This window comes from Cloacibacillus porcorum, from assembly GCF_001701045.1.
GTDB lineage: Bacteria > Synergistota > Synergistia > Synergistales > Synergistaceae > Cloacibacillus > Cloacibacillus porcorum.
Map to the genome: position 1 here is coordinate 2,449,827 of NZ_CP016757.1, position 14,820 is coordinate 2,464,646.

A 14,820-nucleotide genomic window follows, 5' to 3' on the forward strand; every position below is an offset into this window, starting at 1 on the left:
GAGGTAATCACAATGACCTTAAAAGTTGTTCATTATATTAACCAGTTCTACGCCGGTATCGGCGGAGAAGAGAAGGCCGACCACCAGCCCGAGATACGCGAGGGTATTGTCGGTCCCGGAATGGGCCTTAACGCCGCCTTCGGCGGCGAGGCTGAGATAGTCGCCACCGTCATCTGCGGCGACGGCTACTATGGAGAGCACACGGAAGAGGCCCGCGCCAAGTGCCTGGAGATGGTGGCGGCCAAGAAGCCCGACCTCTTCATCGCCGGCCCCGCCTTCAACGCCGGACGCTACGGATTCGCCTGCGGCGATATCGCGGCCACGGTAGCCGCCGAGCTCGGAATCCCCACGGTGACTTCAATGTACCCCGAGAACCCCGGAGTGGAGCTCTATTCCAAGAAGACTTACATCGTCCCCTGCGCCGACTCGGCGCGCGGCATGGGCCAGGCCCTTCCCGTAATGGCTAAGCTCGGCCTCAAGCTCGCGAAGGGCGAACCGATGGGCCCCGCGAAGGTCGAGGGTTATATCCACCGCGGCATGCGCAAGTCTTTCTTCCATGAGAAGAGCGGCGCTGAGCGCGCGGTAGAGATGCTCCTCAAGAAGCTCCGCGGCGAAGAGTTCCAGACGGAATATGAGATGCCGACCTTCAAGAAGATCCCTCCGGCAGCGCCGATCAAGGATCTGAAGCACGCGAAGATCGCGCTCGTCACCTCCGGCGGTATCGTCCCGAAGGGCAACCCCGACCGTATCCGCGTCTCCTCGGCGGAGAGCTTCGGCGAGTATGATATTTCCAGCCTCTTCGATATGACGCCCGATAACTACGAGTCAATCCACGGCGGCTATGACCGTCAGTGGGCAAACCTCGACCCCGATGTGGTCGTTCCCATCGACGTTATGCGCGAACTTGAAAAAGAGGGCGTATTCGGCAAACTCCACGATAAGTTCTACACCACGACCGGTACCGGTACGGCCGTCGCCTTCGGCGAGAAGTTTGGACAGGAGATCGGCGCGAAGCTGAAAGAGGCCAGCGTTGACGGCGTGATCCTCACCTCCACCTGAGGAACTTGTACTCGGTGCGGTGCATCGATGACAAGAGAGATCGAAAACGCGGCAGGCATCCCCGTCGTCCAGATAGCGACGATCGTTCCTATCATGCTCACAGTCGGAACGAACAGAATAGTCCCCGGCGTGGCGATCCCCCATCCCGTCGGAAACCCCGAACTCGGCCCCGAGGTCGACAAGGCGGCACGCAGAGAGCTGCTCATGCGCGCATTCAAGGCTATGACTACGCCTATCGAAGAACAGACAATCTTCGAAAAGAACTAGTTTTAAACTATCCGAGGGCGGCTTTAAACGCCGCCCTCTTCCACCAAAATATTAATCCGAACAAAAAAATTACCTATTTCAGTAATTCTCTTATCATTTTTATAAAAATGCACAAAAACAGCCTTTGCATTTTGCTGTAAAATATCATATTATACAAAGCGGCACGAGCTGAGGAGACCGGGTGATAGAGATGACGGCAAAAGAGTTACGTATCGTTACAAACAACAGCTGGATAGAGACAGGCCCCGCGGTACCGCATGAGATAGTGTTCGTCGAGGGGACGCCGATGGAGGTCCTCGATAAGACGGAAGAGCTGCTTCAGCAGGGTTGGAGGCTCGTATCCGCCCCACTGCCTCCGAATGTGCCGATAATGCGCGGTCCCTATCGGTCTTTGGTGATAGAGAAAAATGACCGCCAGTATGACAGGGACGGGCTGATAGCGCTCGGCAAGGCGAGAGACCGTTACCGGATGGAACGGGAGAACCACAATTTGCCGGAGCCCGGCGAGGACTTCGGCGTGATCGACCGCCAGATGCTGCAGCGGACGCTGCGCGACGCTATGATTATTGAGGCTGAAAATAGAAATTAAATATCGTTTCAAGGTCGACTTTCTGACTGACGGATGATATGATAAGAAATAGATATTAAAAGCTGTGACTTTTAAAATATAAACAGGAGGCAAACTACAATGATTGCACTTACAAAAGAAAACTGCGACGCCGAAGTACGCGAAGAGAAGTCAATACCCGTAGTAGTGGATTTCTGGGGACCCCAGTGCGTTCCCTGCATGGGCCTTATGCCCCACTATCACGAGATGGAGAAGGAATTCGAGGGTAAGGTGAAGTTCACCTCCGTCGACTGCTCGACCAACAAGAGAGTGGCGATGGGCTTCCGCGTAATGGGCCTTCCCACCTTCCTCTTCTGGAAGGACGGAGTAGAGGTAAAGCGCCTCTCAAAGGAAGAGTGCACGGCCGAGTCAATCAGAGCGGAGATCGAAAACCTTATTAAGTAAGGCGATAGTTGGACGGCAGCGTCCAATTTAGCATAAAACACAAATAGGAGGTATCTTGTCCATGGGCAAATTAAGTGGTAAGAAACTTCTCCTGCTTGGCGAAAGAGACGGCGTACCTGGGCCCGCGATGGAAGCGTGCCTTAAGGATTCTGGCGCAGAGATAGTATTCTCAGCGACAGAATGCTTTGTCTGAACCGCGGCAGGAGCAATGGACCTGCAGAACCAGCAGCGTATTAAAGACGCCGCTGAGAAGTTTGGAGCCGAGAACTGTGTAGTAGTATTAGGTTCTTCAGACGCGGAAGGCGCAGAAATCTACGCCGAAACCGTCACGAACGGCGATCCGACCTTCGCAGGCCCGCTTGCTGGAGTCTCGTTGGGACTCCCCGTGTATCACATCTTTGATGAAGCTATTCGTTCAGAGTGCGATCCCGCGCAGTGGGAAGAGCAGATTTCCATGATGGAAATGGTCCTCGATCCCGAGGCACTCGCAGCCGCCGTAAAAGGCATGCGTGACCAGTACAGCAAGGCTGCTCTGTAAGCCTTACTTATTTAACAGGATTTAGCAAAAGAGAAGAGCCGCACGGCTCTTCTCTTTTGTCTTATCTGCTTGTTTTATTCTTCCCGCGGTTTGAAATCCGGCGGATAGGCGATCAGGTACTGCTGTATGCGCTGGTCCGGGGGCAATGCTCCGATATCACGCCAGGTGTGAAAGAATTCCTCGGCGGAGGCGACCGCGTAGCCGTCCTGACAGTGGTCGCAGACGTCGTCGCTGTCCATAAAGATGAGCACGTCGTCAGCCGTAGTCTCCGTACCCATGGTATCGTAGCCGATGATGACGCGCCAGTGGCCGCCGAAGCGCATGTTTTCCACCATGATGGGCAGCCCCGCCCGCAGATTGCGGATTACAAAGTCTCGGAAGGCGGCGGCATCCTTAAAGATACGCTCGCCGCCGCGGCACTCGCAGAGGCTTGTGCTTATCCGCCAGCCGATCTCTTCAAAGAAGCGGCACATTCCCGCGGTGCAGGTGCCGCCCTCGCCCCTTTCGTTGGGGGTGCCGCTGGAGCCCATTCGCCGCATCAGCTCCGGTTCGTCGTAATCGGTAACGCCGAAGTACCAGAGCACCGTCAGCGCCGCCGCGGGGCCGCAGCTGTAGCAGGCGGTCTGCTGGTAGGTGGGGTAGTTCGTGAGTATCGTCAGCCCCCTGTCGTTGCTCTCCATGGTGAAGAAATCGGGCGCTTTGAAGTACGGCGAGTTTTTTACATCCGCGACGCCCTCGTAAGCGGCGCCGCTTTCGGGATGGGGAATTATGTAGTCGGGACGCGGGACGCGCCTTACACGTTTCTGCATCAGAAAACCTCAGTCGGCGATGGAGCTGAGCTGCTCAAGCTTCGTCTGTTTCTGGAGGAGCGCCAGCGCGACGCTCAAAATATGCGTGTTATCCACCCATAAGAAGGAGGCGCTTGTAAGCAGCTTATCGGTGGCCTCCGCGGGGGTGAAGACAAGATTCCCGTTCACGATGCCCCATTTAAGCCGCTTCCATTCATAAAACTCAGACTGCGAGCCCTTGAAGAGTCCACGCTGCGTCATCGTGAGACCATTGTCGGAGACGGAGAAGTCTCCGAAGCGGTAATCCTTTCCCTTCCTCAGTCCGTCAAGCATCTCGGCCATCAGGCGCTTCCCCACCGCGCGCCAGAAGCGTTGCGTAAGATGTTCATAAAAATCTTTCTGTTTGGTCTTGATCGTGAATTCACGGGTCTCAGTGCCGAAGGTGGCGAGATAGCGCACCTTCGGGAAGGGGCCGCCCCGCCGCTGGTCCACGCCCCAGCGGAGCCGCGTTATCGTTTTAAGGGGAAATAGTTCTCCGCAGTACAGAAATCCGGCAGGGGTGATGTCCAGGCTCTTTTTGAAGGGCCAAATGCCAAAGCTGCAATGAAAATCTATTTCGTTATGCCATGATTTTTTATCCACGACAGACCCGCTCCTATAATTTATCTTTAATATCTACATATCCGGTGCCGGCAATCGTCACAAAATACCTGACCTCCGGCATCTTCCTTGATTTTACTATAAAAGTGGCCGCTGGGGTCAGCGTAAACCAGCGCCCGGAGAAAATTAATTCACGGACGCCCTCGTAGGCCAGCACCGCCTCATCGAAAGAATATATCTCGTGCCGCAGATTTTTCATACCGCCGAGCCAAATTATGGTCACCTCATAGCTGCGGTCTGTGTTCTGCGTGAGCATGACGCGAAATTCCACACTCTCGCGCGCCGCCAAAGCCATCCGGTGCTTCATCCAGGTACAAAAGTTTTTCGCCTCATTCAGTATTATACGCCGTTCTCTCGTCTGCGAATTCGAAAGGGTCTGAAGAGAGATGCAGGAGAGGCTTCCAACGATCACCAGCACCGCGATCAGCTCAACAAGCAGGAAAGCCCTTCTCCTGCCTCCGGCCTCAGCCCTCATTCCCCAGCAGCGAGAGGACCCACAGATAGAAGGGATGTTCTTTTTTGAATAATTTGCCGTTCAGGTCTGTGCAGCCGTGCTTTGTCCACCCCTCGGTGAGCAGCCTGCCGTCGGAGGCGCGCACGACACGGTATTCAAACTTAATGCTGTGGACCTTGAGCTCAGAGACGCGGCCCCACAGCTCTATCTCGTCGTCGTAGCAGGCAGGATGCTTATAGCGGCAGTAGGCCTCGACAACGGGCAGCATCAGCCCGTTTTTCTCCCACTCGGTATAGGGGCGGCCCCAGCCGCGGCAGAGTTCGGTACGGGTCACCTCAAACCAGTCAAGGTAGTTGGCATTGTAGACGATCTTCATCTGGTCGGTCTCGCTGTAGCGCACCCTTATCTTAGTGGCCAGCGTATATTTATCTTCCATCGACATTCTCCTCTCTTTATGCGCCTAAGGCTCCGCGTTTGTACAAAATATATTTTGCGCGGTCCAGCGGCGAGACCCCGCGGTATGGAACCTCAAATCCTTCGCCGGGCGGGCAGGGAGCGTAACCAGCGGCGGTTGTGGAGAGCGTGCCCCGGCCTCCGGTGAGCGAGGCTACGCGCAGCGGGAAGTCCATACTTGAGGCGACAGGCAGCAGCCCCTCCATCATAAAGCTGCCCTTGCGCACGACGGGGCTGTCAAATGTGCCGCGCATCGCGACAATCTCGCCGATCAACCTGCCGCTCGCCTCCTCGGGGAAGGTTAGGCGGAACTTCTGCATCGGCTCAAGAAGTTCCGTGCCGCTTGCCACGAGGCCGTCCATGATTCCCATGGGCGTCGCGAGCATGAAATCCAGAGGGTGCGTATGTACCGTATGGTGTTCGCCGCCGACGAGCCTGATCCTGACGTCCGTGACCTCCCAGCCCTTCGGCCCCTGCCGCAGCGCCTCCGGGATGGTCTGACGCACCTGGGCCTGGTAGCGCGTATATATTTTATCGTTTGCCACGGTGCTTTCAAAGACGACGCCTGTGCCGAGCGGCAGCGGCTCGATCTCAAAGTCCATAACCGCCCAGCAGGGTTTGGGCATGGTATATTCGACATAGCCGTGCGCGCGTTTGAGCGGACGCTCTTTATAGACGACCATCGGCTCGCCGAGAGCCGCCTCAAGGCCGAAGCGCTCGGCAAGCAGCGTCTGCAGTATCTCTATCTGCAGCAGTCCCGTGACGCGCACAAGCAGTTCGCGCGACTCTTTTTCCCAGATGACGTCCAGCAGCGGGTCTTCGGCGGAGAGCTCCGAGAGGGCGGCCACCAGCGCGGGATACTGCGACGGTTCCGCCGACGTCACCTTAACGCGCAGCACAGGAGCGGCAATCTCCGCCACCGGCGGCACGTACGAGGGATCGCCGATGATGTCTCCGCTGACGGTCCCCGTCAGGCCGTAGACCGCGCCGACCTCTCCGGCGCAAAGGCTGCCCTTGTCCTTTTCCTTTGAGCCCAGCACCTCGCGTATCTGCGTCACCTTCTCCTCGCGTCCCATGGTGACATTGCGCACGCTGTCGCGGTTTTTCAGCGTTCCGGAAAAGAGGCGCAGATGCGCCACGCGTCCGAGCGAGGGGTTATGTTCCACTTTGAAAACTACGCCTGAAAGCGGACCGGCGGCGTCCTGTGCCTTGGACAGCCGTGCGAGCAGCTCCAGAAGCGGCTCGACGCCCTCGCCTTTCAGCGCCGCCCCGCAAAGGGCGGGAATGAGTTTACGCGCATAGAAGGAATCTCTCAGAAGCGTGTCGAGCTCATCTTTGCTAAATGCGCAGGCTCCTTCGTCAAAGTATTTTTCCAGCGCCGCGTCGTCATATTCGGCAAGCGTCTCGGCAAGCGACTCTTTATCCTCCAGATCGATCAGGCGCGGCGCGGTTCCAGTCAGCTCCCCTATCTCCGCCATGACCGACTTGACGTCGGCTCCGACGCGGTCGGTCTTGTTGATGAAGAAGAGTGCCGGAATACCCATCTTATCGATGGAGCGCCATATGAGCTCAGTCTGCGACTGTACGCCCTCGACGGCGGAGACGACAATCACGGCAAGGTCCATCGCGCGCACGGCGCGCTGCACCTCGGCGGAAAAGTCGCTGTGGCCGGGGGTATCGATGATATATATCTTTACGCCGCGCCATTCAAGAAGCGCGGATGCGGCGCGGACCGAGATGCCGCGCCGCCGCTCAAAGTCCATAAAATCCGTATGCGCGCTGCCATCGTCCACGCGGCCCAGCGAACGCACGGCACCGGCCTTAAAGAGCATCTGCTCCGTCAGAGTGGTCTTTCCTCCGTCGACGTGGGCCAGAATGCCGATCGTCAGCGGGCAGGCTTCGTTTACAGCCAATGTATGTTTGCTTCCCGGCGCGGGGGGTACTGCCGCAGCGGACGAAGCTGGGGCCAGCCCATCATCTGCGCGCCGCAGATGTGTTCGTCATCACCGATCCCAAGATATTCCCGCAGCGGCGCAAAGCTCCTGATCGCTATCGTCAGGTAACCGCCCCAGCAGCAGCCTATCCCCAGACCATGGGCGGCAAGCTCAAGATATGTAAGGGCGATGGCCCCGTCCTCCGGCCAGCGGTGTTCTTTAGGCACGACCGCGACCGCGACATGCGGCGCGCCGCGCAGCAGCGCGTCCTCCCCCGCCTTGGCCTTCGCGATCATCGCCGCGCCGAGCAGCGCGCCGGGGTCGGTGGGGTTCTTGAATATCTCCTCACGGAACCAGCAGAGGATAAGGTTCGTTATCTCCTTGGTCTTTTCCGGATCATCCGAGACCACCCAGCGTACGGGCTGATAGTTCACCGCCGTCGGCGCCTGGCGCACAGTTTCGAATATCCGCGCGAAAAGCTCGCGCGGAATGCGCTCATCCTTGAACTTACGGATACTGCGGCGCGTCTTGAGCAGGTTTTCCGCCTGTTCCGCCGTGGGCATCACTATATCCTCGCTCCTCACGATCTTTCCCTGGTCCATGAAGGAGAGGGTATCTGCGTATGCCGGACAGAAGAGCACGCACTGGGCGCACTGGATACAGCGTCCGCTGTGCTTCTCCGACATTTCCGGGAACCCGTCGTCGCCAAACTTTATTATCCCGGCGGGGCAAATGCGCAGACATGTTCCGCATTTCGTACATTTTTCACGGTCAACTCGCAGTTCGTTCATCTGGATTCACACTCCTAAGTATCTTTTATATATTGGTCCGCCGGCCATATGCGCCGTACGCCTCGCGGCAGACACATCCAATCAGCGGAATATATCTTAGTTATTTAGCCGATAAAACGATTTAACCGGCGCTTCCTGAATAATTTTAACACTATGAAACAAATTTTTATCCTCCAATCACGCAAAACCAAGGAGCGCTCGTCCGCGTTTTAGGCTATAATCTGTGATTGGAGCAGAAATGCAGCCGATTACAGGAGGTAATTTGATGAAACGAATAATCATTACGCTGGTGCTGGTCACGGCGCTATTGTCGCCAAATATCGCGATGGCGAATATATCGAATCTGATACCGCCCTTTCACTGGACCTATCATTCTCTAAGCAATCTCTCGGCCAAAGGGCTGATCGGCGAGCAGGTAGTCCCCGGCAAGAGCGCCTTCACACCCGAGCAGGTGGTGGCACTTGTGGTGATGGCGCTCAAACACGCGGAGAACGACATTACAAAGCTTGGAGACGCGGAGCTGTCCAGCATGCGTCAGCTGGCAAGCGCCTACCGCCCCTATTTCAAAGAGGCGGGCTACGACTATAACACCATACGCAACGACATCGAAATGGTGGCAATCCGCGCGGGGCTGACGGCGATTGAGACGAACGGCGGCTTTACGCCAAACCCAAAAACTCTTTCGGCGAAGGCGGCTTACGCCGTCAACAAGTTTACCTTCGACCTATACCGGCAGGTGGCGGCAGAGCGCGGACACCGCAATCTTTTCATCTCGCCCTACAGCGTCACCTCGGCGCTCGCGATGACCTACGCCGGCGCGCGCGGCATCACTGAGCAGCAGATGGAAAAGGTGCTCTCGCTGTCGCCGGATATTCACAAGAATATGGGCGCGCTCATCAACGAGATAAACTCGGTGCCGCAGGATATCGCGCAGGTGCACACGGCGAACGCCGTCTGGCCCGCGAAGCAGGAGAAGATCCTGCCAGAATACGCGCAGACGGTCCGCGACTATTATAACGCGGGGCTGACGCCGCTCAATTACAGGGCCAACCCCGAGTCGGCGCGCAAGACGATAAACAAATGGGTGGAAAAACAGACGCAGCAGAGGATCAAGGACATCATCGGCCCAGGCGTGCTCAGCAAAGAGACGCTGATGGTACTCACAAACGCCGTGTACTTCAAATCCTCCTGGCTTGAGGAGTTCCAGTCGGTCAACACCGTGCCGCGCCCCTTCTGGATAAGCCCGGAACGATCCGTCAAGGTGCTGACGATGAACCGCACCGGAGAGCAGGTGGACTACGCCAAACTCAGCGACGCGGAGATCCTGGAGCTGCCTTACAAGGGAGGGCGCTTTTCCATGCTGGTACTGCTGCCCGATAAAAAATCCGACATTGAAACGCTGGAAAAGGCGCTGAGCGCCGAACAGCTCTCGAAGTGGATAGCGGCGATGACGCCGCAGAAGGTAAAGATATATCTGCCGAAGTTCAAGCAGGAGAACGACTATGAGCTGGCGCAGACATTGGCAAAGATGGGCATGCCATCAGCCTTCAGCCCCGAAGCGGCAGACTTCTCCGGCATTACCGGCCTGGATGATCTCTACATCAGCAACATCGTGCATAAGACCTTTATTGAAGTGGCGGAAGAGGGTACAGAGGCCGCGGCGGCGACGGCGGTCATCATGATGCGCACCTCGATGCCCGCACCCGACGACGACGCGGTCGTTTTCCGCGCCGAGCGTCCCTTCATCTACATCATCAGGGACAACACGACGGGCGCGATAATCTTCATCGGCAGGTACACAAGGCCATAGAATAAAAATCCCCTTAAAGCACAAAACAGCGGCGTCCCGCGCCGGCCCTTGTCCGCAGCAGCGGACAGGAAATTAGGCAGACGGGACGCCGCTGTTTTTCTCTTATCAATTAACAGCCGTCAGCGTTTCGCGAGCGCGACCTGTGCCTCGCCGTCCGCCGGAGCCTCCTGCATGAAGCTCACCGCCACGGTGACAAAGGTCGAGGAGAGCGCCGCTGGGAGCATCTCATACATGATCTCCTTCAGGAACGGCGTATTGTACCAGAGCACCGTCACGACACCGCCCGTGATGATACCCCCCAGCGCACCAAGCGCCGTGACCCTTTTCCAGTACAAACCGAGGATCAGCGGCGGCGCAAAGGAGGCCCCCATGACCGCCCAGGCGTAGAGAACGAACCAAAATACCATGCGCGTATTTGAAAGGGCGATACAGGCTCCGCAGATGCCAACGGAGACGATCACGATGCGCCCGACTAGGGTTGCCCACCTGTCGGAGAGTTTTTTGTTGAAGACGCCCTCTATAATGTCCAGGTGCACAGTCTGGGAGACAACCATTATCAGGGAGTCAAGCGTGGAGAGAATCGCCGAGAATACCGCGGCCAGCACGACTCCGGCAACCATCGGATGCAGCCTGTCCTTTATGAGCACGGGAAAGGCAAACTCTGGGTCGTGGATCGTCGGCATGATGACCCGGCAGATTAGGCCGATCAGAGTAGCCCCGCTGACGACGGTTACCATCCAGAATACGCCGATGACTGCGGAGGTGATGAGCGTCCTGTCGTCGCGCGCCGTAATGAAGCGCTGCAGTATCTGAGGCTGCCCCATAAGGCCGATCCCGCCGGCGGCGAGACCAAAGGCGAAGGCAAAGCCGGCGTATCCGCCGATACCCGCCGTCGCGTTCAGCAGCATGGGATCAAGCGCGAAGGCGCGCTCCCAAAAGGCGTGCCAGCCACCGAGATAGAAGATAAAGATAAAGGGCGAGACGAGCAGCACCAACAGCATGATCGAGCCCTGCACAACATCGGTCCAGACGACGGCCCGGTAGCCGCCAAGAAAGGCATAGGAGGTACCGAGAAAGGCGGAGACCCATATCGCATGTTCGTAATCCCAGCCGACAAGGGCCTCGAAGGCCTTACCGGCGCTTGTGAGCTGCGCGGAAGTGTAGATGACGAAAAAAAGGGTAATGATCAGCGAGGAGACACCGCGCAGCAGCTTAGCGTGTTCTTTGAAGCGCACGCCGAAAAAATGAGGTATCGACATCGCGCCAGTGCGTTTGGTGTAGCGGCGCAGCGCCGGCGCCAGGCAAATGTAGTTGAAGAAATAACCGAAGGTGTAGCCCACGCAGATCCACATCATCGAAACGCCGAAGGCGTAGGCAAACCCCACCGCTCCGGTAAATATCCAACCGCTCGAATCTGTCGCGCCCGCGCTGAGCGCCGTCGGTATCGCGCCGAAATCGCGGTCCCCAAGGTAAAATCCCTCGGCGGAGCTGGAAAAATAGCGGGTCGCGATAAAGCCTATCATTATAAATATCACAAGATAAATGGCGGATACCGTGAGCATAGTATTCATTCGCCGCTTACCTCTCTTTCGCGCGCCCTCTCCGCCTTCATTGCATAATAATAGTAGATCGTGATCGCCGCTAAGGCCGTCAGCGGAAAAATTATGAACATGAAGGTTATCAAAAATGGTATTTCCGGTAAAATATTCACCAGTCAGGCCGCCTTCCTGATTCCATTAATTATAAATACCCAGTTTAATTTAAAGCAGACTAACACAAGACAAATTTTTACGCAAACCCATCAGAGGCAAAAATAGCCGGATCTTTAATAAGCTCCGGCCATTTCGCATATTGCGGCGTTATTTTTTCTTAGGCGTGTAGCCGATAAACTTAGCCTCCTGTTTGTAGCCGAGCTCCCACAGGGTTTCGCGGTATATTCTTAGATACTCTTTTCCTTCGGGGGTCTTGCTGCATTCGTTGACAATAAGCTTAAGACCGGTCTCACGCGCCTTTTTCTCATCTTCGGGGCTCCATCTGATGATCTTGATCTTCGAATTTTCCTTCCACTTCTCGCGCGCCTTCACCTCGGCGACGTATACCATCGCCGACTGATAGCGGGCACGGTCACGGGCGACAATGATGATATCCTTTAGATGCTGCGGGAGCTTCTCCCATTTACCGGGGTTGACAACGAGCGGGAAATATTCACAGGTCCCGTTCTGGAAGGCGGGATCGACGACATACTTGGCGACTTCGTGGAAGCCCATACGCATGTTCTCATCCCAGAAGGTCCATTCCGCGGCGTCGATATTCTTCGTCTGGAAGGCGGTATAAATCTCAGGAGCGGAGAGCGAGACGGTCGTCGCGCCAAGCGCACGGTAGTAAAGCGCGCCGAAACCGGAGGTACGGATCTTCTTGCCCTTGATGTCGGAGATCTTGTTGATGGGAACGACAGACATCAGCTGCTCATAGATCGGGCTCTCCATGATATGTCCAAGGTACTTGATACGGTGCTTGGCGTAGAGCTTCGAGAAAAAGGGCTCGAGCTTTTCATCAAGATAAGCGCCCTCCGCGTAGGTGTTGAGCGGGCAGCCAGGGCGTGTCTGAAGATTAAAGAGCGGATCTTTGCCCGTCCAGTAGGCTCCGTATACCATCGCCATATCAACGACGCCGTTCGCCACGTTGTCAAAGGTCTCGAATACCGGGAAGAGGACTCCCGCCGCGTAGGGCTCGATTACCAGCTCGCCCTTAGAGAGCGTCTTAACCGTCTTGCAGAAATCCTCGGCGATCTTCTGCTGCTCTGTGCCGGGCATCGCGTGGGTTACTACGCGCCACCTGGTCGCCGCGTCTGCGCTCTGCACGGAAAAGGCCGCGAGAAGAAGCGCAATAACTGCCATAACCTTAAAACTCTTCATAATTACAGTTTCCCCCTTAAGTTTTTTTACTGCTCTATAACTTAGCGTCCCATCGCAAGTCTGGGCAGCCAAAGCACGAGATTCGGAAATAGGAAGATCAATACTACAGATACAACCTGCAGGGCGAGGAAGGGCAAAGCGGCTCGGTATATCTCCATGATGTCCACATCATTCGGAGCGCAGCCCTTGAGATAGAAGAGGCTGAAGCCGAAGGGAGGAGAGAGATAACCGCACTGCAGCAGCACGTTGAATACAAGGCCAACCCAGAGCGGGTCATAACCGAGCTGCGAGAGGATCGGCGCGAGAATGGGAACCGCGAGGAAGATGATCGCGCCTGGCTCAAGGAACATCCCCAGGAAAAAGATGAAGGCCGCGGATACAAAGAAGACCATCGTCGCGCCGCCGGGCATGCTCATTGCCATATCGGCTATTATCGAGTTACCGCCGAGGCCGGAAAATACCGAGCCGAAGGCCGAAGCGCCGATCATCGTCCATCCGACCATCGCCGTGATCGAGAGCGTCTCATAGCAGGAGCTCCAGACGATATCCCAGGTGAGGCGTCTGTTTAACAGGCCGATGAGGATAGCGCCCGCCGCGCCGAAGGCCGCCGCCTCCGTAGGCGTAGCGACACCGTTAAGTATGGAACCGAGAACGATCGCGATGAGCAGCGCGGGAAGCGCCACGCCCCACAGCGAGCGGAATTTCTCGCCCCAGCTAGCGCGCTCTTCCAGCGGAAGCGCCGGCGCAAAATCTTTGTTAAAAAGGGCCCCGATGAGCACATAGCCGATGTACAGGACCGCCAGCAGACCGCCGGCGCAGAGCCCGCCGGCAAAAAGACCGCCGATGGAGACTCCCGTCACGCATCCGTATAGAACCATGTTGGTGCTTGGTGGGATAAGCTGGCCGAGCGTACCGCCGCCAAGAACACAGCCAAGCGCAAGCTTTTTATTGTATCCATGCTTGAGCATCTGCGGCAGGCCGATGAGCCCGAGACCGATAACGCCCGCAGCGACGACGCCTGAGACCGCGCCAAGGATGGCGCCTACGATGACCGTCGCGATCGCCAGGCCGCCGCGCAGCCCGCCGGACCACTTGAAAATAGTGTCATAGAGGTCTGCGACGACATTAGTTTTTTGTAATATATAGGCCATATATATAAAGAGCGGCACCGCCACGATCACGAAGTTATTCATTGAGCCCCAGGTCGCGGAGACCAGCAGGTTAAGAGCTCCCCACCCCCAGAGAAAATAGGCGAAAACTATGGAAACCGCCGCCAGCGAAAAGGCTATCGGCACTCCGACTGCGAGCAGTACGAAGAGTAAGACAAACATCAGCAGCGGATAAAGATCACTTGACATCAGAGCGTTCCTCCTCTAAAGCATCTTCCCTCTCCTTATCCGTGCCTCTTCCGGTAATAATCCCGACCATATCACGGATAGACTGGTAGGATAAAAGCAGGCACGAAATAGGTATGATCCACCGGTACCACCACACATGCGGATTGAAGGGAGTCTGGTGCGTGGAACGCTCAAGCATCATCGTAGAGCGCCAGGCGGTGGGAATGCTTACAACCAAAAGCGTCAGGACGACAAAAAGGACGACCGCCTCTGAAAATACGGCAAATCTCCTGCGCCATTTGACACTGAGATAGGGAGCAAGCGCTTCGACGGCGACATGAGCCTTTTTCATATGGCAATAGGCCGCCCCCAGCATGAAAAATGTCCCGTAAAGAAATATTGTTACCTCAAAACTCCAGATAGGAGTGTCGTTAAACAAAAAGCTCTTCAGCGTGCTGTAGACGATCTCAACGATCAGCGGAAGAATTAAAAGAGAGATCATATGCGCAAACCTTCTCAATTTTAATTACCCCTTTCCCAAAGATTATGGTACTTTTCCCTGCACAAATAAAAACCGGCTGCCCTCCTTTATCTTTTTATATACAAAACATTTGGTGACACAATAGTTTCATCTCAACAAAAGAGCATGAACACAAAGGCTCAGCAAAGCGCTGTCCCGTATCACTGATTTTCACTCAAATATTTATTTTTATCCATATTTTCTCTGACCCGCGTGAAAGTATAAAGCTCATCTTAGACTTTGTCAAATATTTGTTATAAGTAAAATTTTGATTTTAAGGAA

General features: G+C 55.9%; 16 protein-coding genes. 5 read left to right on the forward strand and 11 right to left on the reverse strand.

The window, feature by feature from the left end; translation table 11 throughout:
• Window positions 1-12: 12 nt before the first annotated feature.
• The 4 genes from BED41_RS11185 to grdA all read left to right on the forward strand — a co-directional run bounded on the left by BED41_RS11185 (window position 13) and on the right by grdA (window position 2,876).
• A complete protein-coding gene (locus tag BED41_RS11185) occupies window positions 13-1,326 on the forward strand; it encodes a glycine/betaine/sarcosine/D-proline family reductase selenoprotein B (protein WP_084002416.1) in 1,314 nt (437 codons plus the stop codon).
• 190 nt (window positions 1,327-1,516) lie between these two features.
• On the forward strand, window positions 1,517-1,915 hold the full coding sequence (locus BED41_RS11195; protein ID WP_066746180.1) for a GrdX family protein: 399 nt from the start codon (window positions 1,517-1,519) through the stop codon (window positions 1,913-1,915).
• A gap of 99 nt (window positions 1,916-2,014) precedes the next feature.
• The gene (locus tag BED41_RS11200) at window positions 2,015-2,338 is read left to right on the forward strand and encodes a thioredoxin family protein (protein WP_066746184.1); all 324 of its coding nucleotides are present in this window, start codon (window positions 2,015-2,017) and stop codon (window positions 2,336-2,338) included.
• Window positions 2,339-2,399: 61 nt separating this feature from the next.
• Window positions 2,400-2,876: a glycine/sarcosine/betaine reductase complex selenoprotein A gene (grdA, locus tag BED41_RS11210; RefSeq protein ID WP_084002417.1), complete on the forward strand. Its 477-nt coding sequence runs from the start codon at window positions 2,400-2,402 to the stop codon at window positions 2,874-2,876.
• Window positions 2,877-2,950: 74 nt separating this feature from the next.
• Here grdA and BED41_RS11215 read toward each other — a convergent pair whose 3' ends face one another.
• Genes BED41_RS11215 through BED41_RS11240 form a run of 6 tightly spaced genes read right to left on the reverse strand, consistent with a single transcriptional unit; the run spans window position 2,951 to window position 7,956 of the window.
• Window positions 2,951-3,685 carry a C39 family peptidase gene (locus BED41_RS11215; RefSeq protein WP_066746191.1) on the reverse strand — a complete coding sequence of 245 codons (735 nt, stop codon included), beginning with the start codon at window positions 3,683-3,685 and terminating at the stop codon, window positions 2,951-2,953.
• 9 nt (window positions 3,686-3,694) lie between these two features.
• Complete coding sequence (locus tag BED41_RS11220) at window positions 3,695-4,306, reverse strand: hypothetical protein (RefSeq protein WP_066746193.1); 612 nt, start codon at window positions 4,304-4,306, stop codon at window positions 3,695-3,697.
• A gap of 13 nt (window positions 4,307-4,319) precedes the next feature.
• On the reverse strand, window positions 4,320-4,799 hold the full coding sequence (locus tag BED41_RS11225; protein ID WP_066746195.1) for a hypothetical protein: 480 nt from the start codon (window positions 4,797-4,799) through the stop codon (window positions 4,320-4,322).
• Complete coding sequence (locus tag BED41_RS11230; RefSeq protein WP_066746197.1) at window positions 4,789-5,214, reverse strand: acyl-CoA thioesterase; 426 nt, start codon at window positions 5,212-5,214, stop codon at window positions 4,789-4,791. Before BED41_RS11230 ends, BED41_RS11225 begins: the two co-directional genes overlap by 11 nt.
• Before the next feature lie 16 nt (window positions 5,215-5,230).
• Window positions 5,231-7,144 carry a GTP-binding protein gene (locus tag BED41_RS11235; protein ID WP_066746200.1) on the reverse strand — a complete coding sequence of 638 codons (1,914 nt, stop codon included), beginning with the start codon at window positions 7,142-7,144 and terminating at the stop codon, window positions 5,231-5,233.
• Window positions 7,135-7,956: a nitroreductase family protein gene (locus BED41_RS11240; RefSeq protein ID WP_066746203.1), complete on the reverse strand. Its 822-nt coding sequence runs from the start codon at window positions 7,954-7,956 to the stop codon at window positions 7,135-7,137. Before BED41_RS11240 ends, BED41_RS11235 begins: the two co-directional genes overlap by 10 nt.
• Before the next feature lie 265 nt (window positions 7,957-8,221).
• Here BED41_RS11240 and BED41_RS11245 point away from each other — a divergent pair, with 265 nt between their 5' ends.
• The gene (locus tag BED41_RS11245; protein ID WP_066746207.1) at window positions 8,222-9,766 is read left to right on the forward strand and encodes a serpin family protein; all 1,545 of its coding nucleotides are present in this window, start codon (window positions 8,222-8,224) and stop codon (window positions 9,764-9,766) included.
• 119 nt (window positions 9,767-9,885) lie between these two features.
• Here BED41_RS11245 and BED41_RS11250 read toward each other — a convergent pair whose 3' ends face one another.
• The 5 genes from BED41_RS11250 to BED41_RS11265 form a co-directional block, all read right to left on the reverse strand.
• Window positions 9,886-11,337 carry a sodium/proline symporter gene (locus BED41_RS11250; protein WP_066746210.1) on the reverse strand — a complete coding sequence of 484 codons (1,452 nt, stop codon included), beginning with the start codon at window positions 11,335-11,337 and terminating at the stop codon, window positions 9,886-9,888.
• Complete coding sequence (locus tag BED41_RS16645; RefSeq protein WP_168160259.1) at window positions 11,334-11,477, reverse strand: hypothetical protein; 144 nt, start codon at window positions 11,475-11,477, stop codon at window positions 11,334-11,336. The genes BED41_RS11250 and BED41_RS16645 overlap by 4 nt, the downstream gene beginning before the upstream one ends.
• Before the next feature lie 148 nt (window positions 11,478-11,625).
• Window positions 11,626-12,681: a TRAP transporter substrate-binding protein gene (locus BED41_RS11255; RefSeq protein WP_066746213.1), complete on the reverse strand. Its 1,056-nt coding sequence runs from the start codon at window positions 12,679-12,681 to the stop codon at window positions 11,626-11,628.
• A gap of 41 nt (window positions 12,682-12,722) precedes the next feature.
• Window positions 12,723-14,039, reverse strand: a complete 1,317-nt coding sequence (locus BED41_RS11260) for a TRAP transporter large permease (RefSeq protein ID WP_066746216.1) — start codon at window positions 14,037-14,039, stop codon at window positions 12,723-12,725.
• A complete protein-coding gene (locus tag BED41_RS11265; protein ID WP_066746220.1) occupies window positions 14,029-14,520 on the reverse strand; it encodes a TRAP transporter small permease subunit in 492 nt (163 codons plus the stop codon). Before BED41_RS11265 ends, BED41_RS11260 begins: the two co-directional genes overlap by 11 nt.
• Between the last annotated feature and the right edge of the window lie 300 nt (window positions 14,521-14,820).

What these genes read in the sequence shown, in the direction of transcription:
- BED41_RS11195 (WP_066746180.1), top strand. Translation starts at nt 1,517, where the DNA reads ATGACGGCAAAAGAGTTACGTATCGTTACAAACAACAGCTGGATAGAG.
- BED41_RS11200 (WP_066746184.1), top strand. Translation starts at nt 2,015, where the DNA reads ATGATTGCACTTACAAAAGAAAACTGCGACGCCGAAGTACGCGAAGAG.
- BED41_RS11215 (WP_066746191.1), bottom strand. Translation starts at nt 3,685, where the DNA reads ATGCAGAAACGTGTAAGGCGCGTCCCGCGTCCCGACTACATAATTCCC.
- BED41_RS11225 (WP_066746195.1), bottom strand. Translation starts at nt 4,799, where the DNA reads ATGAGGGCTGAGGCCGGAGGCAGGAGAAGGGCTTTCCTGCTTGTTGAG.
- BED41_RS11230 (WP_066746197.1), bottom strand. Translation starts at nt 5,214, where the DNA reads ATGGAAGATAAATATACGCTGGCCACTAAGATAAGGGTGCGCTACAGC.
- BED41_RS11240 (WP_066746203.1), bottom strand. Translation starts at nt 7,956, where the DNA reads ATGAACGAACTGCGAGTTGACCGTGAAAAATGTACGAAATGCGGAACA.
- BED41_RS11245 (WP_066746207.1), top strand. Translation starts at nt 8,222, where the DNA reads ATGAAACGAATAATCATTACGCTGGTGCTGGTCACGGCGCTATTGTCG.
- BED41_RS11250 (WP_066746210.1), bottom strand. Translation starts at nt 11,337, where the DNA reads ATGAATACTATGCTCACGGTATCCGCCATTTATCTTGTGATATTTATA.
- BED41_RS11255 (WP_066746213.1), bottom strand. Translation starts at nt 12,681, where the DNA reads ATGAAGAGTTTTAAGGTTATGGCAGTTATTGCGCTTCTTCTCGCGGCC.
- BED41_RS11260 (WP_066746216.1), bottom strand. Translation starts at nt 14,039, where the DNA reads ATGTCAAGTGATCTTTATCCGCTGCTGATGTTTGTCTTACTCTTCGTA.
- BED41_RS11265 (WP_066746220.1), bottom strand. Translation starts at nt 14,520, where the DNA reads ATGATCTCTCTTTTAATTCTTCCGCTGATCGTTGAGATCGTCTACAGC.